At 74.3% G+C, this 22,113-nt stretch carries 20 protein-coding genes; 12 read left to right on the top strand and 8 right to left on the bottom strand.

The features are described from left to right. Positions 1 to 168: 168 nt before the first annotated feature. The gene (locus AB0R04_RS21005; protein WP_363373244.1) at positions 169 to 2,316 is read left to right on the top strand and encodes an acyltransferase family protein; all 2,148 of its coding nucleotides are present in this window, start codon (positions 169 to 171) and stop codon (positions 2,314 to 2,316) included. Positions 2,317 to 2,406: 90 nt separating this feature from the next. Here AB0R04_RS21005 and AB0R04_RS21000 read toward each other — a convergent pair whose 3' ends face one another. Beyond that, entirely contained in the window at positions 2,407 to 3,039 is a 633-nt protein-coding gene (locus tag AB0R04_RS21000) for a hypothetical protein (RefSeq protein WP_363373242.1), read from the bottom strand. Positions 3,040 to 3,183: 144 nt separating this feature from the next. Here AB0R04_RS21000 and AB0R04_RS20995 point away from each other — a divergent pair, with 144 nt between their 5' ends. The 3 genes from AB0R04_RS20995 to AB0R04_RS20985 are packed head-to-tail and all read left to right on the top strand — an operon-like array spanning position 3,184 to position 4,647. Continuing rightward, positions 3,184 to 3,414: a hypothetical protein gene (locus AB0R04_RS20995; RefSeq protein WP_063350865.1), complete on the top strand. Its 231-nt coding sequence runs from the start codon at positions 3,184 to 3,186 to the stop codon at positions 3,412 to 3,414. Positions 3,415 to 3,439: 25 nt separating this feature from the next. Beyond that, positions 3,440 to 3,946, top strand: coding sequence for a hypothetical protein (locus AB0R04_RS20990; protein ID WP_159398314.1), 507 nt, complete (start codon positions 3,440 to 3,442; stop codon positions 3,944 to 3,946). Next, on the top strand, positions 3,943 to 4,647 hold the full coding sequence (locus AB0R04_RS20985) for a class I SAM-dependent methyltransferase (protein ID WP_363373239.1): 705 nt from the start codon (positions 3,943 to 3,945) through the stop codon (positions 4,645 to 4,647). The genes AB0R04_RS20990 and AB0R04_RS20985 overlap by 4 nt, the downstream gene beginning before the upstream one ends. Positions 4,648 to 4,690: 43 nt before the next feature. On the opposite strand, the gene AB0R04_RS20980 is transcribed toward AB0R04_RS20985, so the two are convergent. The 4 genes from AB0R04_RS20980 to AB0R04_RS20965 form a co-directional block, all read right to left on the bottom strand. Beyond that, positions 4,691 to 5,164 carry a helix-turn-helix domain-containing protein gene (locus tag AB0R04_RS20980; protein ID WP_363373237.1) on the bottom strand — a complete coding sequence of 158 codons (474 nt, stop codon included), beginning with the start codon at positions 5,162 to 5,164 and terminating at the stop codon, positions 4,691 to 4,693. A gap of 116 nt (positions 5,165 to 5,280) precedes the next feature. Continuing rightward, on the bottom strand, positions 5,281 to 6,405 hold the full coding sequence (locus AB0R04_RS20975; protein ID WP_363373234.1) for an SDR family oxidoreductase: 1,125 nt from the start codon (positions 6,403 to 6,405) through the stop codon (positions 5,281 to 5,283). 166 nt (positions 6,406 to 6,571) lie between these two features. Beyond that, entirely contained in the window at positions 6,572 to 7,165 is a 594-nt protein-coding gene (locus AB0R04_RS20970; protein ID WP_363373232.1) for a TetR family transcriptional regulator, read from the bottom strand. A 191-nt stretch (positions 7,166 to 7,356) separates the two neighbouring features. Then, positions 7,357 to 8,292 carry an aldo/keto reductase gene (locus tag AB0R04_RS20965; RefSeq protein WP_363373229.1) on the bottom strand — a complete coding sequence of 312 codons (936 nt, stop codon included), beginning with the start codon at positions 8,290 to 8,292 and terminating at the stop codon, positions 7,357 to 7,359. 270 nt (positions 8,293 to 8,562) lie between these two features. On the opposite strand from AB0R04_RS20965, the gene AB0R04_RS20960 reads away from it, so the two are divergent. The 3 genes from AB0R04_RS20960 to AB0R04_RS20950 all read left to right on the top strand — a co-directional run bounded on the left by AB0R04_RS20960 (position 8,563) and on the right by AB0R04_RS20950 (position 11,497). Continuing rightward, positions 8,563 to 9,297 carry a rhomboid family intramembrane serine protease gene (locus AB0R04_RS20960; protein WP_363373227.1) on the top strand — a complete coding sequence of 245 codons (735 nt, stop codon included), beginning with the start codon at positions 8,563 to 8,565 and terminating at the stop codon, positions 9,295 to 9,297. A 115-nt stretch (positions 9,298 to 9,412) separates the two neighbouring features. Next, entirely contained in the window at positions 9,413 to 10,381 is a 969-nt protein-coding gene (locus AB0R04_RS20955; protein ID WP_363373224.1) for a D-2-hydroxyacid dehydrogenase family protein, read from the top strand. Positions 10,382 to 10,639: 258 nt separating this feature from the next. Further along, entirely contained in the window at positions 10,640 to 11,497 is an 858-nt protein-coding gene (locus AB0R04_RS20950) for a hypothetical protein (protein ID WP_363373222.1), read from the top strand. Positions 11,498 to 11,545: 48 nt separating this feature from the next. Here the strand turns inward: AB0R04_RS20950 and AB0R04_RS20945 are convergent, their stop codons facing one another. After that, a complete protein-coding gene (locus AB0R04_RS20945; RefSeq protein WP_363373220.1) occupies positions 11,546 to 13,141 on the bottom strand; it encodes a M4 family metallopeptidase in 1,596 nt (531 codons plus the stop codon). A gap of 209 nt (positions 13,142 to 13,350) precedes the next feature. Between AB0R04_RS20945 and AB0R04_RS20940 the strand changes: the two genes are divergently transcribed. Then, on the top strand, positions 13,351 to 14,679 hold the full coding sequence (locus AB0R04_RS20940; RefSeq protein ID WP_363373218.1) for a hypothetical protein: 1,329 nt from the start codon (positions 13,351 to 13,353) through the stop codon (positions 14,677 to 14,679). Between the two features lie 37 nt (positions 14,680 to 14,716). On the opposite strand, the gene AB0R04_RS20935 is transcribed toward AB0R04_RS20940, so the two are convergent. After that, positions 14,717 to 16,861, bottom strand: coding sequence for an amino acid adenylation domain-containing protein (locus AB0R04_RS20935; protein ID WP_363373215.1), 2,145 nt, complete (start codon positions 16,859 to 16,861; stop codon positions 14,717 to 14,719). A 206-nt stretch (positions 16,862 to 17,067) separates the two neighbouring features. Here AB0R04_RS20935 and AB0R04_RS20930 point away from each other — a divergent pair, with 206 nt between their 5' ends. The 4 genes from AB0R04_RS20930 to efeU all read left to right on the top strand — a co-directional run bounded on the left by AB0R04_RS20930 (position 17,068) and on the right by efeU (position 21,556). Further along, a complete protein-coding gene (locus AB0R04_RS20930) occupies positions 17,068 to 17,892 on the top strand; it encodes an ATP-binding cassette domain-containing protein (protein WP_363373213.1) in 825 nt (274 codons plus the stop codon). 195 nt (positions 17,893 to 18,087) lie between these two features. Continuing rightward, positions 18,088 to 19,239 carry an iron uptake system protein EfeO gene (gene efeO, locus AB0R04_RS20925; protein ID WP_363373211.1) on the top strand — a complete coding sequence of 384 codons (1,152 nt, stop codon included), beginning with the start codon at positions 18,088 to 18,090 and terminating at the stop codon, positions 19,237 to 19,239. Positions 19,240 to 19,346: 107 nt separating this feature from the next. Next, entirely contained in the window at positions 19,347 to 20,687 is a 1,341-nt protein-coding gene (gene efeB, locus AB0R04_RS20920) for an iron uptake transporter deferrochelatase/peroxidase subunit (protein ID WP_363373209.1), read from the top strand. Positions 20,688 to 20,722: 35 nt separating this feature from the next. Then, complete coding sequence (efeU, locus tag AB0R04_RS20915) at positions 20,723 to 21,556, top strand: iron uptake transporter permease EfeU (RefSeq protein ID WP_063346113.1); 834 nt, start codon at positions 20,723 to 20,725, stop codon at positions 21,554 to 21,556. A gap of 69 nt (positions 21,557 to 21,625) precedes the next feature. Here the strand turns inward: efeU and AB0R04_RS20910 are convergent, their stop codons facing one another. After that, on the bottom strand, positions 21,626 to 21,898 hold the full coding sequence (locus tag AB0R04_RS20910) for a hypothetical protein (RefSeq protein WP_363373206.1): 273 nt from the start codon (positions 21,896 to 21,898) through the stop codon (positions 21,626 to 21,628). Between the last annotated feature and the right edge of the window lie 215 nt (positions 21,899 to 22,113).

The raw sequence follows: 22,113 nt of genomic DNA, 5'->3' as shown, positions 1-22,113 counted from the left end.
CTCCACCAATTCCTGACGTCAAAGTCGATGTCTGACGACCCATCAACTTCGTTCGGATCCACCGCGTTTCCCAGCGCGTCGCCCCACCGGCGCGGATGCGCCGCCCTGCCGCCCCATCGGCCCGGCGGTCCCGACCACCCGCTGCCTGCCCCTGCGAGGAGCACCGCCGTGTCAACGGCCGTACCACCACCGTCGTCGTCCCCTTCCTCCCCTGCCGCCACCGCCTCGGCCGAACTGCTGCCCGGCGTCGTCCGAATGGACCGGCAGGCCGCGCCCGAGCGGCGCCCCTCCGCAGAAGCCGTCGCACCGCCGCAGGCCCAGCGGCGCACCGGCTTCCGCCCCGACATCGAGGGCCTGCGCGGCGTCGCCGTCCTCTCCGTCCTCGCCTACCACGCCGCCGTTCCCGGCTTCGCCGGCGGCTACGTCGGCGTCGACGTCTTCTTCGTCATCTCCGGCTTCCTCATCACCGGACTGCTGCTCGGCCGCCCGATCGGCCTGTGGGACTTCGCCGCCCGCCGCGCCCGCCGTATCCTGCCCGCCGCCGCCACCGTCCTGGTCGCCACCGCCGTCGCCGGCGGCGCGCTGCTCGACCCGCTGCGCGGCACCGACCTCGCCCGCGACCTGATCGCCTCCGCCGGACAGGTCGTCAACTGGCGCTTCGTCGGCCAGCAGACCGACTACCTGGCCGCCGAACACGCCCCGAGCCCGCTCCAGCACTTCTGGTCGCTCGGCGTGGAGAACCAGTTCTACCTGCTGTGGGGCGTTCTGCTGCTCGGCCTCGCCCGCTTCCTGCACGGCCGCCGCCGCACCGTCGCGATCACCCTGGCCACCACGGCCATCGGCGCGGTCTCGCTGCTGCTGTGCGTCCGGTGGACGGCGACCTCGGCGCCGCTCGCCTACTTCTCCACCGGCAGCCGGCTCTGGGAGTTCGCAGCCGGCGCGTGCGCTGCGCTGCTCGGCGGCGCCCTGGCCGGCCGTGTGCAGCGGCGCGGGACGGCCTGGTCGCTGCGACTGCTCGGCTGGGCCGGCGCCGCCGCCGTCCTCGCGTCGATCCTGCTCTACGACCGGAACACCCCCTTCCCCGGCACCGCCGCGCTGGTGCCCGTCCTCGGCGCCGCCGCCCTTTTGCTCGCCGGCCCCGCCCACCGCGCGCTCGGCGCCACCGACGCCGGACGCCTCCTCGACAGCCGGCCGCTGCGCGCCGCCGGTCGCCTGTCGTACGCCTGGTACCTCTGGCACTGGCCGGTGCTGACCATCGCCCAGGCCCGCTACGGCGCCCTGCCCTGGACCACCCTGGCCGCCCTCGCCGCAGCCAGCGCGCTGCCCGCCTGGCTCACCATGCGGCTCGTCGAGCAGCCGCTGCGGTACGGCAGCAGCCCGGCGCCGCGCCGGGGCCTCGCGGTCGGCGCCAGCGCGCTCGTCATCCCGCTGATCGCCGCACTCACCCTCGGCGGCGGCACGGTCCGCGCCCTCGGCGGCACCGCCGACACCCCCGCCGCCGCCCCGGCCGGGGCCCCGACCGGCCCCACCCTGCTCGCCCCCGGTGCGCGGGTGCTCGGCCTGACCCCCTCGCTGGCCCGCGCCCGGGAGGACTTCCCGCCCGGCAAGGGCTGCGAGATCCCGCTGAACGCCGACAGCAGCCCGCGCTGCCTGTTCGGCGCCGAGGACAGCCCCGACCGGATCGTGCTGCTCGGCGACTCGCACGCCGGCCAGTGGATATCGTCCGCACTCGCGATGGCCGAGCAGCGGCACTGGGCCCTGGAGGTCCTGGTCAAGCCCGGCTGCCCGCTCGCCACCCTCACCGTGCGCAACAACGTCCTCGGCCGCACCTTCGAGGAGTGCGACCGCTGGCGCGAGAACACCCTCACCCGGCTCACCTCCGGGCCCAGGCCGCGCCTCGTCCTGATGGCCGGCCTCAACAGGTACGGCAGCCAGGAGGAACGCACCCAGGGCTGGACCCGCACCCTGGACCGCCTCGCCGCCGTCGGCGCCCCGCTCGCCTACCTCGGCGACACCCCGATGCCCGGCAAGGACATCCCGACCTGCCTCGCCGCCTCCGACGGCCGCTCGGACGCCTGCTTCTTCCCGCGCGACACCGCCTTCGAACCGGACCCGATGCTCGACGGCGGCCTCGCCGCCCGCTACGGCGTCCGCACCCTCGACCTGGGCCCGCTGCTGTGCCCCGGCAGCGGACCGGACTGCCCGGCGGTGCTGGAGGGCGTGGTGCTGTACCGCGACACCGGCCACATCACCGACACCCTGGCCCGCGTCCTGGCGCCGCGCCTGGACAAGGGAATCCTGGAGGCGGCCGGGTAGCACGGCTCCGCCGCCTGGGGCGCCCCGCCGGATCGATCCGGCGGGGCGCCCTCGTCGTGCGGGTGCGGGTGTGGCCACGCAGGCGTTTTTTCAGCCGTAGATGCTGTGGCAGAGGCGGGCCTGCTCCGAGCCCGCGGGCCAGCGGCCGACGCGTTCGGCCTGGTCGCAGATGCCGCCCGGGCCGAGGGTGGGCAGCGCCGCGCCGGTAGCCGGAGCCGCCGGGGTGGCGCTGGCCGGGGCGGGGGCGCCGTGGGTCGACGGCGAGGGGCGCGCGGTGCGGCCGGGCTTCGGGTGCGCGGTCGCCGCGTGCTGCGCGTCGGCCGGCTCGTCCTCGTTCGGCGCGGCCGCCGTCGTGGCCGTGGCCAGGGCCGGGGCCGGTCCGGCGCGCTCCGGCGTGGGCGGCGGGAGCGGGGACGGCGCGGGTGTGGTGGGGAGCGGCGAGAACGCGGGCGGGTCCGGCGCCGTCGGGTCGGACGCGGAGGGGGAGGTGTGCGGCAGGGCCACCACGTCCAGTTCGTCTCCTGTCCCCGGCCCGCACATCGCCAGGACGGCGGCGAGGACGGCGACCGTCCCGATGGTCGCGGCGGCCCACACCTTCCGCGACCGCCGCGACGCCGGTGCGGGCGCCAGAACGGGGGCCGGCGCGAACGCGGTGGGTACCGGGGGTGGCTGCCAAGCGTCCTGCGGCCACTGCCACTGTCCTCCGGTGGACTGCCCAGTCATGTTGTCGTCCTTCCAGCGCCGACCCCCCCGTCGAATCCCCCGCCATGCCTTCTCCGTGCTCAACGAGCGCGCCGACGCCGGGACATGACCCGGAAGAGGGGTCTGGAGGGGCGCCGATTGCCGCCGCGCCACATGCTGGGGGGCATGGAGACCAACAGCACGTCCAAGCACCTGGTCGAGGTGGCAGACTTCCGGACCGACAGCCGCTACCGCCTGGTCCACTTCGAGGGCCACGGCTGGGAGCCGCTCGCCCCCGAGGAGTTCGAACCCCGGATCCACCAGCTCTTTCCGGACCTCGACCCGCGAGATCCGGTCCGCGTCCACTGGGCGGATCGCCCCTGGGAGTGGCCCCTCTGGCACCCCGGCGAGGCGTGAGCCGCGCTTTCGTTACGCTGTCCGGGTGAGCGTGGATCATTTCTGGCGCCGCCTGCCCGGCCAGGAGGTCGACACCTGCTCGCCGACGGAACTCGGCGAGCTCGTCCCCGACCGGCAGGACGTCCGCTACGGCCAGCTGGCCTCCGCCGGACTCCTCCTCGGCGTGCGGAGCACCGCCCGGCTGATGGAACTGGCCCTCACCGAGAACGGCCTGCACCCCGACCCGGCCGCCCGCCTGCCCGTGTACGGCGGCGAGCGCCGCGAACCCGACGCCGCGCAGACCGATCCGCTGGTGCTGAGCCCCGCGCAGGTCGCGGCCGCCTTCACCTTCCTGCGCGACTCGGCGCTCGGCGAACTCGTGCGCCAGCAGGACACCGTGCTGGCCCGGACGGTCGCGCGCCTCGGGTACCCGACGCCGTGGTCCGAGACGTGGGCGACCCGGGTGGTCGCCGACCTGCGGGAGCTGCGGGACTTCTTCGCCGACGCGGCGGCGGCCGGTGACGCGGTGGTCGTCCGGGACCGGAAGGCATGATCGGGGTGATCGGGGCGGCGGACGTGAACGGGGTGGACGAGTTGGACGAGTTGAACGGGGTGCAGGACGTGAAGGGGATGGACGGGGTGGACGAGGCGGAAGGCCTGAACGGGCTTTCGAGCACTGCCGGTTACGCCGAGGCGGCGGAGGAGCTCGCCGTCCAGTACGAGAGCGTGACCTTCGCCGAGGTCCACGCGGACCTGCTGCACAGCTACCCGCCCCCGCCCGCCGCCGTCCTCGACGTGGGCGCCGGCACCGGGCGGGACGCGGCCGCCCTCGCCGCCCTCGGCCATCCGGTGGTGGCCGTCGAGCCGACCGCCGAACTCCGTTCCGTCGCCGAGCGGTTGCACGCGGGCTCCGGCGTGCGCTGGGTCGCCGACGAACTGCCCGAGCTGCCGCAGCTGAGCGCCGGCACCGAACGCTTCGACCTCGTCCTGCTGACCGCCGTCTGGATGCATCTCGCCCCCGCCGAGCGGGCGTTGGCGATGGCCGCCCTCGGCCGGCTGCTCGCCCCGGGCGGGCGCCTCGCCCTGACCCTGCGCCACGGCCCCGTCCCGCCGGGCCGCCGGATGTTCGACGTCCCGCCCGAGGAGACCGTCGCGCTCGCCGCCGCCCGGGGCCTGCGGCTGCTCCACCGCGCCGAACGCGGCGACCTGCACGGCCGGTCCGGCGTCCGCTGGACGAGCCTGGTCTTCGGGTAGGTCGCCCTCCTGGCCTCCGGGCCACGCTCGCGCGGTGCGGGGGTCAGTTCACGTCGACGTTGTCGAAGAGTTCGAGCATCTGCGTGAGGACGTGCACGCAGGCGGTCAGGTCGGCGTCGGTCAGCTCGCCGCCGACCTGGCGGAGCAGGGCGTGCTCGCGGGCGCTCGCCGCGGAGACGGCGGCCCTGCCGTGGCCGGTCAGCCGGATCAGCGAGGACCGCTGGTGGGCGGGGTTCGGGGTGATCTCGACCAGGTCCAGGGCTGCCGCGTCGTTGACCATGCGTTGCACGAACTGCCTGCTCAGCGCCTGTGCGCGGCCCATCTGAGGGACGGTCATGGGCCCATGCTCCGCGAGCAGGAGCAGCACGGCGCGCACGCCGACGGACAGCCCCTCGATGGGAGCCGCGAGTTCCACCGTGCGGAGCACCCGTCGGTACAGCGGGCCGACCAAGTCGAACACGTCCATGAGCCGCTGGGCGAGGACGTCGGGCGGGAGCGGGGCATCGGTATCGGTCACCCCGCCATCATGACACCTGGGTTGCCAATCCCTGCCGTGGAGGAACCGCGTGGAGGGAACCGTTCGCCGCCGCCGGCTGAACCGCCACGGCGTTCTGTGCCGGGCTCACCGGGGGTTCACCGGGGCGGGGCGCCGAAGTCCTCGGCGACCAGCCGGTCGGCCCAGTGCCGGAGGGCCGGGGCGAGGGGCGGGTGGACCAGGCCGGCGGCGGTGGCGAGGCGGTCGGCGGAGGTGGTGTCGTAGCGGTCCTCGGAGAGGAAGCCGAGGGTCTCCGGGTCGGCGCCGGTGAGGGTGCGGGGGAGGCGGCGGACGATGGCGACGGGCGCCAGGCCGCGGGGTGGGCGGACGCCGAGGTGGGCGGCGAGCAGGGCGATCAGGTCCGGGAGGACGGGAGTGGCGGGGTCGAGGACGGTGTGGGCCACCACGGCGGAGCCGTCGGGGGTGGGAGTGGCGTCGGGGGTGGCGGAGCCGTCGGGCGTGGGGGCGGCGGCGCTGTCGTGGGCGGGGACGGCGGCGAGGAAGCGGGCCAGGTGGTCGACGGTGACCACGGGCAGGAAGGTGCGGCGGGTGCCGGGCAGCAGCGGCAGGCGGCCGCGGTGGAGCTGACGGACGAGCTGGGCCAGGCCGACGTACTGGCCGGCCTCGCCGGTCCGCGAGTGGCCGATGACGCTGCTGGGGTTGACGGTGGTGAGCGGGACGCCGAGTCGGGGCGCGGTGACCCGGACGGCGGCGTCGCCGAGCAGCTTGGAGGCCTCGTACGCGCCGAGGCGTGCGTAGGCGGCGGTGGTGGCGCGGGGGCTGGGCGGGTACTGCGGCTGCGGGTCGCGGCCGACGCGGTAGCCGGAGAGGTGGACCAGGCGGCGCAGCCGGGGCCGGGTGGCGGACCAGTGGAGGGCGTGCAGGGCGCCGTGGACGTTGGCGGGTTCGGCCTGGGCGCGGGTGAGGCCGAACCGGTAGCGGGCGGCGAGGTTGTGGACGTCGCGGACCTCGGTGAGCCGGGCGTCGTCCTCGGGGGAGAGGCCGAGGCCGGGGCGGGTGAGGTCGGCGGCGACGGTGGTCAGCGCGGTGTCGTCGGCGCCGTGGGTGCGCAGCCAGTGGCGCAGCTCGGTGTCGCGGCCGGCGCCGCGCACGGCGGCGGCCACGGGCTCGCCGCGGGTGAGGAGTTCGAGGACGAGCCAACGGCCGAGGAAGCCCGTGGCGCCGAGGACGAGGGTGCGGGGCGGTGGCGGGAGGGGCGGCATGTGGCAACTCCTGGAGCTGGAATCTGTAGACCGGTCTGCATATTTTTTGGACACGAGGAAACTCGGACACGAGAAAACCTCGGGCACAGGAGAATTCGGGCACAAGGAATCGGAAGGAGGGGCGGAGCCGCGCACCGGTCGGCGGCGGCTCCGCTTCCGCGAAGCCCTACGCGGTGCGAGCGGCCGGCTTGGCGCCGAGCAGGTGGCGGACGGCGTGCAGCGCGTGGTCCAGCGGCTCGCGGCTGCGCCGGACCGACGCGAGCAGGACCGCGCCCTCCATCAGCGCCAGTGCCTGCCCGGCCGCCGTCGCGGCCTCGGCCGGCTGGAAGCCCTCGGCCTCCAGCCGTTCGGCCAGCACGCGCTGCCAGCTCTCGTACACCTCCGCGCAGACGGCGCGCAGCGGCTCGTTGGTGCCGGCGACCTCCAGGGCGACGATCGCGATCGGGCAGCCCTTGGTGTAGTCGGAGCGCGCCAGTCGCTCGGCGAAGACCTCGGTGAGCCGCTCGGTGAGCGCTCCGCTGTCGGCGCCCTCGGCGGCCAGCGCGGCGAGCAGGTCCTCGACCTCCTGCCCGGCCTGGGCGAGGGAGGCGGCGACCAGTTGGTCCTTGCCCTCGGGGAAGTGGAAGTAGAGCGAGCCGCGCGGTGCGCCCGTCGCGGCCACGATCTGGTTGAGGCCGGTCCCGAAGTAGCCCTGTGCCTCGATCAGCGTCCGGGTACCGGCGATCAGCCGGGCCCGGGTCTCCTCACCCTTGACTCCCATGCGGAAAACAATAGACCGGTCTGCATATTCCTGTCGACGGGCCTCAGTGCTGGGCCGCGGGCGGGAAGCCGGTCGTTGTGGAGCAGCGCTCCGGGACTCCTTCGTTCGTGTCGGCGTGCGTGCTCTCGTGCTCGCCGGTGATCGTGAGCTCGTCCCGGAGCGACGCCGTCGCGGCCCTGCCCGGCTCCGGGTCAGCCCGTGTGCGCCTCCTGAAGCAGCGCCAACTCCTCCGGGGAGAGGCGCAGCGCCCCGGCGGCGATGTTGTCCTCCAGGTGCGCCAGGTCGCCGGTGCCGGGGATGGCCAGAACGTGCGGGCCCTGGTGGAGCGTCCAGGCGAGGCGGACCTGGGCCGGGCTGACCCCGCGCGCCTGCGCCACCGCCCGGACCTGGGCCGGTTCGGCGCCGCCCGTGCCGGACTCCCGCCCGGCTCCGGCGATCGCGTAGAACGGGACGAAGGCGATGCCCTGCTCGCCGCAGAGCCGCAGCACGGCGTCCTGTTCGGGCGAGGCGCCGATGCCGTACGGGTTCTGCACGCACACGACGGGCGCGACGGCCTGCGCCTCGGCGAGCTGGTGCGGGTGGATGTTGGAGAGGCCGAGGTGGCGGATCAGCCCGGCCTGGCGCAACTCGGCGAGGGCGCCGAAGCGTTCGGCGATCGAGTCGGTGCCGACGATCCGCAGGTTCACCAGGTCGAGGTGGTCGCGGCCGAGTTGGCGCAGGTTCTGCTCGACCTGGCCGCGCAGCCGCTCCGGGGTGCGGGCGTGCTCCACCCACTCGCCGTCGAGTCCGCGGCCCGGGCCGACCTTGGTGGCGATCACCAGGTCGTCGGCGTACGGCGCGAGCGCCCGGTTGATCAGCTCGTTGGCGGAGCGCAGCGGGGAGAAGTAGAAGGCGGCGGTGTCGAGGTGGTTGACGCCCAGTTCGACGGCGCGCCGCAGCACCCGGACGGCCTGCTCGCGGTCGCGCGGTACGGCGTCGGGGACGAGCGCCCGGCCGGTCTGCGGCAGGCGCATGGTGCCGAAGCCGATCCGGTGGACGGTGCGGTCGCCGAGCGTCCAACTGCCGGAGGCGGCGGCGGTGACGGCAGCGGTGACGGGGGTGGGGGCGGGGGTGGTGCCAGAAGTCATGCCGTCATGATCGCTACTGCACTGCCCTGACCGCCAGCGATTCGGGAATGTACGAATCCCCGCGGAATCCCCGCGGAATCCACGGGGGCGGAGGTGACGGCGGGCTGCTGTCCACGGGGGAGGGCGCCGTGACGGCGGACCTGTCGGGACTGTGACAACCGTCATGCCGTTTCCATGATCACCCACCCTGGTCCGGGGCCCCGCCCGGCCGGGATGATGGGGCTCGTCGACGGGCGGGAGCGCCCAGGGTCGGGTGAACGGGGGTCGGCGATGTCGCCGCACGAGATCGGGTTGTACGCGAGCGCTGCCGTGGTGGTCAGCGTGGGACTTCAGGCGCTGGTGCTGGCCGGCTCCAACGTCGGTCGGGGAGCCGGTGCTCCGGCGGGCGCTCCGGCGGGCGCCGGGCCGGGCGAGGTGCTCGCCGTGGTCCGGGCCGCCCTGGCACGGCGGCCCCGGGCCACCCTCGCACTGTTCGCGCTGATGGCGGTGATGGCCGTGCTCCAGTACGCCGTGCCCACCCTGGTCGACGATCTGATGCGGCAGCCGGGTGCGCTGTCCGACGGGCAGTGGTGGCGGGCCGGGACGGCCCTGCTGGTGCAGTCCTCCGGGATCGCGCAGATCGCGATGAACCTGCCGGCCCTGCTCGTGGTCGGCGCCGTCGCCGAGTCGGTCCTCGGATGGTGGCGGACCCTGGCCGTCTTCCTCGCCAGCGGCGTCCTCGCCCACGTGGTGAGCCTGGCCGGCTGGTCGCCGCGCGGCGGCGGCGACTCCGTGGCCGTCTGCGGCCTGCTCGGCGCCCTGGCCGTCACCTGCCTGCTGCGCGGGAGCGCCCTGGGCCTCACCTTCAAGCGCACCTGGTACCTGCTGCTCATCCCCGCGGCCGGTCTGTTCCTGTGCGCGCTGCGGAACAACCACGGCGCCGGCCTGGTGGCGGGTTGCCTGCTCGGTCTGGTGCTCGCCACCGGGACGAGGACCGGGCCGCCCGGGCAGCCCTCCGTGGCGTGACCGGGGGCCGGTCCACCCCCGGGGCCAATCCCGCAGACCCGCAGACCCGCAGACCCGCAGCTCGGACCGGGGCCTGGCACGCCGGGCGCCGACCGGCGTCTGGGAGAGTGCGGGCATGACACTTCGGACCCTTCGGTGCGCCGTCCTCGACGACTTCCAGGGCGTCGCCACCAGCATCGTCGACTGGTCCCCGGTCTCCGACCGGGTGGCGGTGACCGCCTTCTCCGAGCACTTCGGGTCGGAGGACGAACTCGCCGCCGCCCTGGCCGACTTCGACTTCGTCGTGACCCTGCGCGAGCGGGTGCCGTTCCCGGCCTCGCTGTTCGCCCGGCTACCGAGGCTCAGGCTGCTGGTCGCCTCGGGCATGCGGAACTCGGTGATCGACTACGCGGCCGCCGAGGCGCACGGCGTGACGGTCTGCGGGACGGCCAGCTCCTCCACCCCGCCGGTCGAGCTGACCTGGGCGCTGCTGCTCGGCCTGGCCCGCGGCATCGTGCCGGAGAGCACGGCGCTGCGCGAGGGCGGTCCCTGGCAGAGCACCGTCGGCGCCGACCTGCACGGGCGGGTGCTCGGGCTGCTGGGCCTGGGGAAGATCGGCGGCCTGGTCGCCCGGGTCGGACTGGCCTTCGGCATGGACGTGCTGGCCTGGAGCCAGAACCTCACGGACGAGCGGGCCGCCGAGGTCGGCGTGCGCCGGGCCGCCGGCAAGGAGGAACTGTTGAGCGGCGCCGACTTCGTCTCGATCCACCTCGCCCTGGGCGAGCGCACCCGGGGACTGCTCGGCGAGGCCGAACTCGCCCTGATGAAGCCCGAGGCGTACCTGGTGAACACCTCCCGGGCGGCGATCGTCGACCAGGACGCGCTGCTGGCCGCGCTCACCGGGGGCCGGATCGCGGGCGCCGCCGTGGACGTCTTCGACGTCGAGCCGCTGCCCGCCGACCACCCGCTGCGCACCGCGCCCAGGCTGCTGGCCACCCCGCACCTGGGGTACGTGTCGCGCGACAACTACCGCCGCTACTACGGCGAGGCGGTCGAGGACATCGCGGCCTACTTGGCCGGCGAGCCGATCCGCCGCCTGGGCTGACCCACGGGCCGGGCCCGGGCCGGCCCTCGTGGCGGCGTCCGCCCGCCGGGCGCCGCCCGGCCGCATACTGGCCGCGTGACGAGCGGAGACGGTGCCCGGGGTGCGGGCCGGCGCGGTGTGCTGAGGGCGGGTGCGGCCGCGTTGCTGCTGGGCGCGGCGGGGTGCGGGAGCGGGGCCGGGCGGCCCGCGGTGACGACGGGTCCGACCGGCACACCGACGGAGACGTCGCCGCCGGCGCGAACACCGACGGAGACACCGGTGGAGACGTCAACACCGACGGTCTCCGCCCTGCCGAACCCCGCGCTCTGGCAACCCGGCCCGTCCGAGGTGCAGCCCGACGTCAAGCGCCGCGCCGTCGAGCTGGTCGCCGCGCTCGGCGCCTGGCCGCCGGGCGGGCAGGGCGTGGAGGCGGCCCGGGCCCGGGTGGCGGCGCTCGGCCTGCCGCCCGAACTGGCGGACCGGGCCGGGCCGCTGGCCCCGGCGGCCGCCGAGGCGAGCCTGGAGGTGGTCGACGCCCAGTACGGCGGGATCCTCGCGGACTCGGCGAGTGTGCTGGTGGTCTGCCGGCAGTGGACCCGCCGGGTCGACGGCTCGGTCGCCGAGGGCGGCACCACGGTGGACGTCCGGCTGAGCCGGGCCGCGCCGCGCTGGACCGTCACCGGCCTGAACCCGGGGGAGCCGGGCCCGGCCGCCGCCTCGCCCGCCCCGGCGGTGGCGCAGGTGTTGGCCCAGTCGAGGATCGAGCTGCCGCCCGAGGCGGCCGCCGACCTGCGCAGCGGCACCGTGCACGACAGCGTGCTGGCGGCGATGCTCCGGCTGGCCGGCCCGTACACGCTGTCGGTGAGCGTGGTGCGGACCGGCCATCCGTTGGACGTCTTCGGTACGACTCGGCCCAGCGACCATCCGCTGGGCCGGGCCTTCGACGTCTGGCGGATCGACGGTCAGGCGGTGGTGGACCCGTCGACGCCCCGGCAGCTGATCGAGTCCTTCATGCGGGACGCGGCCGCCGCCGGCTCGTACAACGTGGGCGGTCCGGTGGCGATCCCGGGCGTGGGCAACCAGTTCTTCACCGACGACACCCACCACGACCACGTCCACGTGGGGTTCTCCGCCTGACCGCCTGACCGTCTGACGGCCTGACCACCACCGCCCGGGGACGGTACGTCAGTTGACGTTGACGCCGCTCCAGGCCGCCGCGACGGCCTTGTACTCGGTGCTGTTGAGGCCGTACAGGTCCTTGGCCGCGCTCAGGGAGGCGGTGCGGGCGCCCTTGTAGGTGGTGGTGGAGGTCATGTAGACGGTCAGCGCGCGGTACCAGATCTTGGCGATCTTCTGGTTGCCGATGCCGGCCACCGTGGAGTTGTTGCAGGTGGGGCTGTTGTAGGTGTAGCCGTTGATGGTCTTGCTGCCGCTGCCCTCGCTGGCCAGGTAGAACCAGTGGTTGCCGACGCCCGAGGAGTTGTGCACGTCGAGCTTGCCGACCGAGCTGCTCCAGCAGTCCGCCGACCGGCCGTCGAGCGAGGGCTTGTCGAAGCGGCGCAGCCACGGAGGGGTGGACTGGTCGCTGAACAGGTAGTCGGGGGTGTCGACCTTGTTGTTGGCGTACCACTCCACCATGGTGCCGAAGATGTCGCTGGTGGACTCGTTGAGGCCGCCGGACTCGCCGCTGTAGCGCAGGTTGGCGGTGGCGCTGGTGACGCCGTGGGTCATCTCGTGGCCCATGGTGTCGAGGTCGACCTGCTCGGGGTCGGTGCTGCCGTCGCCGTCGCCGGTCATCATGCAGAAGCAGCTGTCGGACCACTGGGCGTTGTCCCAGTTGGTGCCGACGTGGACGAAGACGGTGGCGCCCTTGCCGTCGTTCTTGATGCCGTTCCGGCCGAAGGTGTTCTTGTAGTAGTCGTACGTCCAGGCGGTGTTGGCGTGGGCGTCGACGGCGGCGGTGGAGCGGTCGGTGGAGAACTTCTTCCCGTCGCCCCAGACGTTGGTGGTGCTGGTGAACGCGGTGCCGGAGCTGGCCTTGAGCGCGCTCGCCGCGACGTTGTTGGCGTCCTTGGTGACGTGGCCGCGGACCGCGTCCTTGAGGGTGTAGCCGCCGCCGCTCTGGGCGGTGGTGTCGATCGTGATGTCGCCGGTGTACTCGGAGTGGCCGGTGCCGGAGGCCTGGTGCTCGGCGTCGTAGGTCTCGATCTGCTCGCCGGTGGTGGCGTCGGTGACGACCACCTTGCCGGCCGGTTGGCCGTGTTCGCCGGTGCCCTCGACGGTGGTGCGCCAGGCGAGCCGGGGCGTGCCGTCGGCGGCCCAGACGACCAGTTCGGGCGTGCTGGTGGCGTCTTGGACGCCGGGTGCGGCCGCGAGCGCGTTGGCGGCGCCGGCCTGCGCGGGCACCTTCGGGACGGTGGACCTGACGGCGGCGTCGTGGGCGGCCGCGCGGGAGGAGTCCTTGAGCCGGCCGCGGGCGTCCTGGTGGACGACCAGGTCACCGCCGACCACCGGCAGGCCCTGGTAGGTGCGGTCGAAGCGGACGTGCTGGGTGCCGTCGGCGTCGAGGACGACGTCCTTGACGACGAGGTCCTGGCCGGCGCCGAAGCCGAACACCCCCGCGTTGTGGGTGACGTTGGCGCGGGCCTGGGATATCGCGGCGTCCCTCGTGCCGGTGGCGGCGGAGGCCGTGCCGGTGGGGACGGCGACGGCGACGAGGGCGGCGACGACCGCGATGGCTCCGGCCGCGAGGGGGCGGCGGGAGGAGGAGGTGGGGCTCACTCTGACTCCAGTCGGGGTAGCTGCAGGGAAAAGAGCTGCGACCGACATTGACGGCGATCAGTCAGGTAGAGCTAGAGGAATGGTCATATCTTTGCCAAGTTGTGTCCTGTTCAAATCAAAAGTGAGCAGAAATCAACACCCGTGCCGCATATGGCCGATCGTGTTCCGGCGCATGACGCATGACCTGACGAGGCCCTAGGCTCGCCCCCATGGACGGATGGGTGGGGGCCTGGACCGGCGGGCGGGCGGCGGTCCACGTGGGCAACGTCGCGGACTTCAACGAGCAGTTCTTCGCCCCGGGCATGGACGCCGCCCAGCGGGCCCGGCGGCTGCGGCAGGCGCACCACTACGCCTGCCTGGCCACCTGCTACAGCCCCGAACCCGCGCTGCTGGTGCTGCCCGCCGAGGTCGGCCCGGAGTGGACCGACTGGCTGGCCCGGGAGCTGGAGTGGGGCCCGGTCGAGGTGCACGGCGGCGTCGCGCCCGAGCGGACGGTCGCCCGGGCGCTCGCCGAACGGCCGGCCCTGGCCGCGCGGATCGCCGCCCTCGGCCGGCCGGTGGTCGCCTGGGGCCGCACCGCCGCCCAGGGCGAGGGCCCCGAACTGGCCGCGGTGCACCGCTACGAGTCCAAGGCGGCGGCCCACGACCTGTTCGCCGAACTCGCCCCCGACCACCCGGGCATCGTCGTCCCCCGGCAGGAACGCCCGGCCGGCCGGGGCCGCGCGGCCCGCCGGCTGACCGCCCGCGCCGCCCGGGGGCTGACCACCGTGCTGAAGAGCCCGCACGGCGTCGGCGGCTACGGCACCGTCGTGGTGGAGCCGGCCGACCTCTTCGCCGCCGGCGGCGGCCGGGCCCTGCTGCGGCGCCTGGTCCGCTCCGAACTCCTGCCCGCTCAGGGCGGCCTGCTGCTGGAGGAGCACGTCGACCCGGGCCCGGCCGCCCGGCTGCGCGACCTCACCTACGACGCGCTGGTCGGCCCCGACGGAGCCGTCCACCCGGTGGGCGCCGGTGACATGCACGTCGCCGGCACCCGCTACCAGGGCGTCACCGTCGGCCCCGACGCGGTGCCCCGGGGCGCCGCCGGGACGGCCCGCCGGTTCGCCCTCGCGGTGGGGGAGCGGCTGGCCGCCGAGGGCTACCGCGGCTGGTACGACGTGGACTTCGTCACCGACCGGCAGCGCCGGCTCGCCCCCACCGAGATCAACCTGCGGCTCACCGGCCCGGCCGTGGCCTTCATGCTGCGGGCCCGCCTCGACCAGGTGCGGGGCCCGGGCCACCTCGTCCGCACCCTGGACGCGATGCCGCTCGGCGCCCGGCTCGCCCCGGGCGCGCTGCACGACCACCTCGACCGGCTGCGGCCGCGCTGCGCCCGGCTCGACGTCACCCTCCTGCCGTTGATCCCGACGGCGGGCCACGACCCGGAGCCCGCCGTCGGCCTCGCCCTCGCCGGGCCGAGCACCGAGGCGCTGGACGCCGCGCAGGCGCTGCTCGCGGCCGCGCACCACGGGCTGGCCGGGATGTTCGAGGCGCTGCGCTGACCGATCGTCAGCGCAGGCCGTCATGACTGGGCAGCCGTCACCGCCGGGCGGTCGGCCGCCGGATCAGGAAGATCAGCACCACCAGCGCGGCCGCCATCAGCGGCACGTTGAAGGTGAACACCATCGCCGTCTCGCGCGGCCAGTCGGTGGCGTCGGTGAGCCGGTACAGGTTGTCCTGCGGCCACCAGGAGGCCAGCAGCCACACCACCGAGAGGTAGGTGAGCAGGGACAGCCTGTACGGCCGCCCCTGCCGCAGCACCGCCGGGAAGCCGAAGAAGAGGAAGGCCACCCCGGTGCCGAAGGCGAGGTTCTCGCACAGGTAGAGCAGCTCGAACCAGAAGTGGTACGCGTCGGGCACCGCCCCGAGCTGCGTCGCGCCGGGGAAGAAGACGTTGGTGCTGACCCAGGCCATGAACGAGAAGAACACCACGCAGCCGAGCACCAGGCAGCCCGGCAGGTCCGACGTGCCGCTGCGCCCGCCCCCGGCCTTGCCGCCGCCGCCCTTCCCCGTGCGCGACCCCGCCTTCGCCGATCCGGTGGCGGCGGTGTGTTTCGGCGGGGCCGGCAGCGGCAGTGCGGCGCGGTCCAGCTTGCCGGCCCGGGTGCGCGGCAGCTCCGGCACCGGGACGACGGCCTCGGGCGCGTCGCCGGCGGGCAGTTGGGCCGCCAGGTACTGGGAGAGCGACCAGCCGTCCGCCCCGTCCGCGTCCGGCGCGGTCACCGCGTACCCGACCAGGCTGCGCCGGCCCGGCCGCAGCTCCAGCTCCACCACGGCCGCCTCCCGGACCGCCGGGTGGGCGCGCAGTCGGCCCTCGGCCCGGGCCGCCGCCGCGACCCGGGAGACCACCGCGGCCTTGCGGGCGAAGGGGACCGGCCCGACCACGTGCGCGGCCCGGCCGAGGAACTCCAGGACGCCGTCGTCCCGGAGCCGCCCGATGTCCCCGGTCAGCAGTACCCGGCCGTCCGGGTCGAAGTCCGCCCGGACGAACCGGTGGCGGGTGTCGTCGGCCCGGTTGAGGTAGCCCCGGCCGAGGCCGCCGCCGGCGATCGCGATCTCGCCGGCCTGCCCCGGCGGCACCGGGGTGCCGTCCGGGCCGACCACGTACACCCGGGTGCCGGGGAACGGCCGGCCGATCAGGGAGACCCGCTCGCCGTCCTCGGTGGCCGCCGTGCCCTGCGCGTCGAAGTAGGTGCTGTCCACGCCGGCCTCGGCGAGGCCGTACACGTTGAGCACTCTGGTCCCGTCGCCGAGCAGCCGTTGGAGGCCCAACTGCTCGTCCAGGTACCACTTCTCGGCGCCGACGGTGAGCAGCCGCACGCCGGGCAGCGGCGTACCGGTCAGGGGTTCGCCTGCCTGTGGCGCGTCGCTCCGGGCGAGGTGGGCGGCCAGCCGGCGCGCGAGGCGGGCGTTCAGCTCCAGGACGGTGATCCCTTCGGCGGCCACCAGGGCGGGCAGGCCGGCGAGGTCGGCGGTGCGGTCCAGGGTGAGGTTGCGCGGGGCGACCACCAGGGTGGCTCCGGTGCCCAGAGCGCGGACCCAGTCGGCGGTGAAGACGTCGAACTCCAGGCTCGACGTCTGCAGGATCCGGTCCGCCGGGGACAGGCCGTACACCTCGCGCCAACCCCGGTACGCGGACAGCAGGTTGCGGTGCTCGACCAGGGCCCCGGTGGGCAGGCCGGTGGAGCCCGAGGTGTAGAGGACGCAGGCGAGGTCCGTCGGGCCGGTGGGCGCCCCCGGTGGGTCGGACGGCTCCTCGGTGAGGTCGGCCGTGTCCAGGCAGACGATCTGCGCCGGGCCCGCGTCGGCGAGCCGCACCCGGTGGCTCTCCTCGGTCACCACCAGGTCCGGGGCGGCGTCGGCCAGGACGTGCCGCAGCAGCGCGTCCGGCGCGCTCGGCTCCAGCGGCACGTACGCGGCGCCCGCCTTCAGCACCGCGAGCAGCGCGACGTACACCTGCGTGCCGCGGCCCAGCGCCACCGCCGCCCGGCCGCCCGGGGCCAGACCGCGCGCCGCCAGGTGGCGGGCCAGGGCGTCGGCCCGCTTGTCCAGTTCCCCGTACGTCAGCTCGGCATCGCCGCAGCGGACGGCCACCGCCTGCGGTGCCTGCCCGGCCCGCAGTTCGACCAGTCCGTGCAGCGTGTCGGCCGCCCGGTCCTCGGCCGCTTCCCCGTCGGTCGGCATCGGCGCTCCCCTCATCCCCTCCGAATCCCCCGATCATCCTCCCAACTCCCGCTGGGCGACAGGGTTCTGGAGCGTCCACTCCTCGGACGGCCCGGCTCCGCACGCGGCGACGGTTGTACTCTGCACGCAGACGGTCGGCGCCGGCCCGTCCGGTACGGCGCCCCGCCCGCACCCTGTCCGGCGCCGCACCTCGGAGGTCCGCCCCCATGAGCTCGTCCGTCCCGCCCTTCGACGGCCCGCTGCTGCGCACCCAGGACGTGGACGTCGTACGCGACGGCCGCCACCTGCTGCGCGGGATCACCCTCGCCATCGAGCCGGGCGAGCACTGGGCGCTGCTCGGCCCCAACGGCGCCGGCAAGTCGACCCTGCTCGCCCTGCTCGGTGCGGTCTCCCACCCCACCCGGGGCGAGGTGGACGTGCTCGGCCGCCGGCTCGGCCGGGTGGACATCCGCGAGCTGCGCGCCCACCTCGGGCACGTCAACCCCCGGCACCCGCTGCGCTCCCCGCTGAGCGTGCGCGAGGTGGTGCTCACCGGGCACACCAACACCATCGAGCCGGAGTGGCACCGCAAGCCCGGCCCCGAGGTGCTGGAGCGGGCCGAGCAGCTGATCGAGACGCTCGGCATGGGCGCGATCGCCGAGTCGGCGTGGACCACCCTGTCCCAGGGCGAGCGCGGCCGGGCCCTGATCGCCCGCGCGCTGATGCCGAGCCCCCGCCTGCTGCTGCTCGACGAGCCCGCCACCGGGCTGGACCTGACCGCCCGCGAGCTGCTGCTGGACAGCCTGGACCTGCTGCGCCACCAGCACCCGGAGCTGGCCAGCGTGCTGGTCACCCACCACCTGGAGGAGCTGCCGGAGAGCACCACCCACGCCCTGCTGCTGCGGGACGGGGAGTGCGTGGCGGCCGGGCCGGTGGATGAGGTGATGACCACCGAGCTGATCAGCGTGACCTTCGGCCACCCGATCCGGATCAGCCGGCACGAGGGCCGGTGGACGGCCCGGGCGGCCGCGCGCCGTACGCCGGGGCGCTGACGGGTCCGGGGCGGGGACGGGGCAGGGCGGGCAGGGCGGTCGCTCCGCTTCCGACGGGGGCGGGTGTAGACGTAAAAAAGTTTTTACGTAAGGTATGCCTTAGCTAAGGCGGGGTTGTCGCTGGTCCGACGCCCCACCGGTGCTCAACCCTGCCCCGCCCTGGCACACCCATGCCCTTTTTCCGTTGGAGCCCGCATGTCCGCCCGTCGCCGTTCCACCGCAGCCGCGCTGCTCACCCTCGCCGTGGCGACCGCCACCCTGGCGGGCTGTGCGGCGAAGAAGGACGACAAGGCGGGCGGCGCGGACGCGGTCAAGATCAACGCGACCGACACCGCCTGCGAGGTCTCCAAGACCAGCTTCCCGGCCGGCCACGTCGTCCTGGACATCAGCAACAAGGGCGGCAAGACCACCGAGGTCTACGTCTACGGCGCCGGCGACAAGATCGTCACCGAGCGCGAGAACATCGGCCCCGGCACCAAGGCCACCATCAACGCCGAGATCAAGGCCGGCTCCTACGAGATCGCCTGCAAGCCCGGCATGGTCGGCGACGGCATCCGCCAGAAGATCACCGTGACCGGCGAGGGCGCCACCGCCGCCGCCGCCGCCGACCCGCGCCTGACCGCCGCCGTCGACGCGTACCGCACGTACGCCCAGCAGCAGGCCGACGCCACCATCCCGGCCGTCGAGGCCTTCGCCGCCGCGATCAAGGCCGGCGACGTGGAGAAGGCCAAGTCGCTGTACGCGCCGTCGCGCACCGGCTGGGAGCGCACCGAGCCGGTCGCCGAGAGCTTCGGCGACGTCGACCCCAAGACCGACACCCGCGAGGACAAGCTGGAGGCCGGCCAGGAGTGGACCGGCTGGCACAAGCTGGAGAAGTCACTCTGGGCCGACGCCAAGATCGGCGACGACGAGAAGAAGCTCGCCGACCAGCTGGTCAACGACCTCAAGGACTGGCAGAAGAAGATCCCCGAGGCCGAGATCACCGCGACCAGCATGGCCAACGGCGCCAAGGAGCTGCTGGACGAGGTCGCCACCAACAAGATCACCGGCGAGGAGGACCGCTACAGCCACACCGACCTGGCCGACTTCCAGGCCAACGTCGAGGGCGCGCAGAAGGCCTACGAGCTGCTGAAGCCGGTCGCCGCCGAGAAGGACCCGGAGCTGTCCAAGACCCTGGACTCCGAGTTCACCGCGATCCAGGCCCTGCTCGCCAAGTACAAGCAGGCCGACGGCACCTTCACCTCCTACGACAAGGTCACCGAGGCCGAGCGCAAGACCTTCTCCGACGCGGTCAACTCGCTGGGCGAGCCGCTGTCGAAGCTGGCCGCCGCCGTGGTCGTCAAGTAACGACCGCGGTCCCACCCGAGCACCGTCCCCACCCCACCGACGCCGTGGCGGCCCGAAGCGGCCGCCACGGCATCGGCGAGTCAGCACAGAGAAGGATCCGCCCGCCGATGGACGCCGAGAACGCCAAGGGCACCAAGAACCCCGAGAACCCTGAGGGCACCGCGAACCCCGAGGGCACCGCGAACGCCCCGGCCGCTGCCGCCGGTGGCGCCGTCAGCCGACGGGCCGTGATCGGCTGGGCCGGCGCGGGCGTCGCGCTCGGCGCCGCCGCCGTCGGCTCGGTCGCCGCCGCCACCCGGCAGGACGACCAGGCCCCGGCCCCGGCCGCCCAGACCGGCGCCGACGTGCCCTTCTACGGCGAGAACCAGTCCGGCATCGCCACCCCGGTCCAGGACCGCCTGCACTTCGCCGCCTTCGACGTCTCCGAGAAGGCGACCCGCGAGTCGCTGGTCAAGATGCTCAAGGAGTGGACCAAGGCCGCCGCCGCGATGACCGGCGGCCGCGAGGTCGGCACCGGCGCCGCCGGCGGCCTGCCCGAGGCACCGCCGGACGACACCGGCGAGGCCCTCGGCCTGCCCGCCTCCCGGCTCACCCTCACCATCGGCTTCGGCCCCACCCTGTTCGACCAGGACGGCGTCGACCGCTTCGGCCTCCGCGCCAAGCGCCCCGAGGCCCTGATCGACCTGCCGAACTTCAAGGGCGACAAGCTCGACCCGCTGCGCAGCGGCGGCGACCTCTGCGTCCAGGCCTGCGCCGACGACCCGCAGGTCGCCGTGCACGCGATCCGCAACCTGGCCCGGATCGGCATGGGCACCGTCAACATCCGCTGGTCCCAGCTCGGCTTCGGCAAGACCTCCTCCACCACCCCGGACGCCCAGACCCCGCGCAACCTGCTCGGCTTCAAGGACGGCACCCACAACATCGCGGGCACCGACGGCGCCGGGCTGGCCGAGCACGTCTGGGCCGCCCCCGGCGACGGCCCCGAGTGGATGACCGGCGGCTCCTACCTGGTCGCCCGGCGGATCCGGATGCACATCGAGACCTGGGACCGCGCCTCGCTCAAGGACCAGGAGGACACCTTCGGCCGCACCAAGGGCGAGGGCGCCCCCTACGGCAAGGTCAAGGAGCACGACGCGCCGGACCTCAAGGCGATGCCCGCCGGCTCGCACGTCGCGCTGGCCCACCCGGACGCCAACAACGGCCTGATGATCCTGCGCCGCGGCTTCTCCTTCACCGACGGCACCGACGGCCTCGGCCGCCTGGACGCCGGCCTGTTCTTCCTCGCCTACCAGCGCGACACCCGCAAGGCCTTCGTGCCGCTCCAGCAGCGGCTCGCGGCCGGCGACAAGCTCAACGAGTACATCCAGCACGTCGGCTCCGCCCACTTCGCCTGCCCCGCGGGCGTCCGCAAGCCCGGGGAGTGGTGGGGCCAAGCGCTCTTCGGCTGATCCCCCGCCCCGTTCAACCCCCCGAGGAGAGTGCCGTGTTCGGCAACTACCTGATCGGCCTGCGCGAAGGCCTCGAAGCCAGCCTGGTCGTCTGCATCCTGATCGCCTACCTGGTCAAGACCGGCCGCAGGGACAAGCTGCCGCCGGTGTGGATCGGCGTCGCCTCCGCCGTGGTGCTCAGCATGGTCTTCGGCGCCGTGCTGCAGTTCGGCTCGTCGCAGCTCACCTTCGAGGCCCAGGAGGCGCTGGGCGGCTCGCTGTCGATCATCTCGGTCGGGCTGGTCACCTGGATGGTGTTCTGGATGCGCCGCACCGCCCGGCACCTGAAGACCGAACTGCACGGCAAGCTGGACGCGGCCATCGCCATGGGCACCACGGCCCTGGTGGTCACCTGCTTCCTGGCGGTCGGCCGCGAGGGCCTGGAGACCGCGCTGTTCATCTGGTCGGCGGTGCAGGCCACCAACGACGGCTACAACCCGCTGATCGGCGCCGCGCTCGGCCTGCTCACCTCGGTGGTGCTCGGCTGGCTGTTCTACCGCGGCGCGCTGAAGATCAACCTGGCCAAGTTCTTCACCTGGACCGGCGCGATGCTGGTGGTCGTCGCGGCCGGCGTGCTCGCCTACGGCGTGCACGACCTCCAGGAGGCCGGCTGGCTGCCCGGCCTGCACAGCGTGGCCTTCGACATCAGCAGCACCATCCCCAAGGACAGCTGGTACGGCACCCTGCTCAAGGGCGTGTTCAACTTCCAGCCGGACCCGACGGTGCTGCAGCTCGTGGTCTGGCTGCTCTACCTGGTGCCGACCCTCGCCGTGTTCTTCGGCCTGTTCAGCGGCAAGGCGAAGCCCGTCGCCGCCAAGCCGGCCGCCTGACCCCTTCGTTCGGCGAACCGCCCCGCCCCGTCCGGCACCCCGCCGGGCGGGGCGGTGTCGTGTGCGGCGCTATATCCCGTACAGGCAGAGGAAGATGATGAAGGCGACCAGCCCGACGGCCGCGGCGATCCACGGGCCCGGCGCGAACTCCTGCCGGACGTACCCGGCTTCGTGCGTCTGCGACAGGTGCTGGGAGGCCTTCGCCTGCGCGCCGAACGCCGCCGACCTGCGGTAGCCGCAGCTCTCGCAGACCACGCGCCGGGTGTTGTTCCGCCCCGAGACGACCTTCACCGCGTGCTGGTGCCCGTGCGGGTCCTCGCCCGTGAACCGGCTGGTCTCCATAACCTTTGGCCCCCTTCGCCTCGCCCCTGTGCGCGCGAGCATCCTTGCACGCACCACCGACAGCCGTACCCCGGTGGGACCGGGATACGCCGGAGCCCCGGACGGTCGAGGACCGTCCGGGCTCCCGCCGGTTCCGGGCGGGGCGGTGTCCGGTGGTCCGGCGGGCGGCTGCGGCCGGGTTTTCGCGGTCGGCGTCCCCGCGGTATCGGTGGTCA

It is taken from the genome of Kitasatospora sp. NPDC056731, assembly GCF_040687675.1.
In the GTDB taxonomy this organism is placed as follows: Bacteria; Actinomycetota; Actinomycetes; order Streptomycetales; family Streptomycetaceae; genus Kitasatospora.
This window is presented reverse-complemented; position numbering and strand designations above follow the sequence as displayed.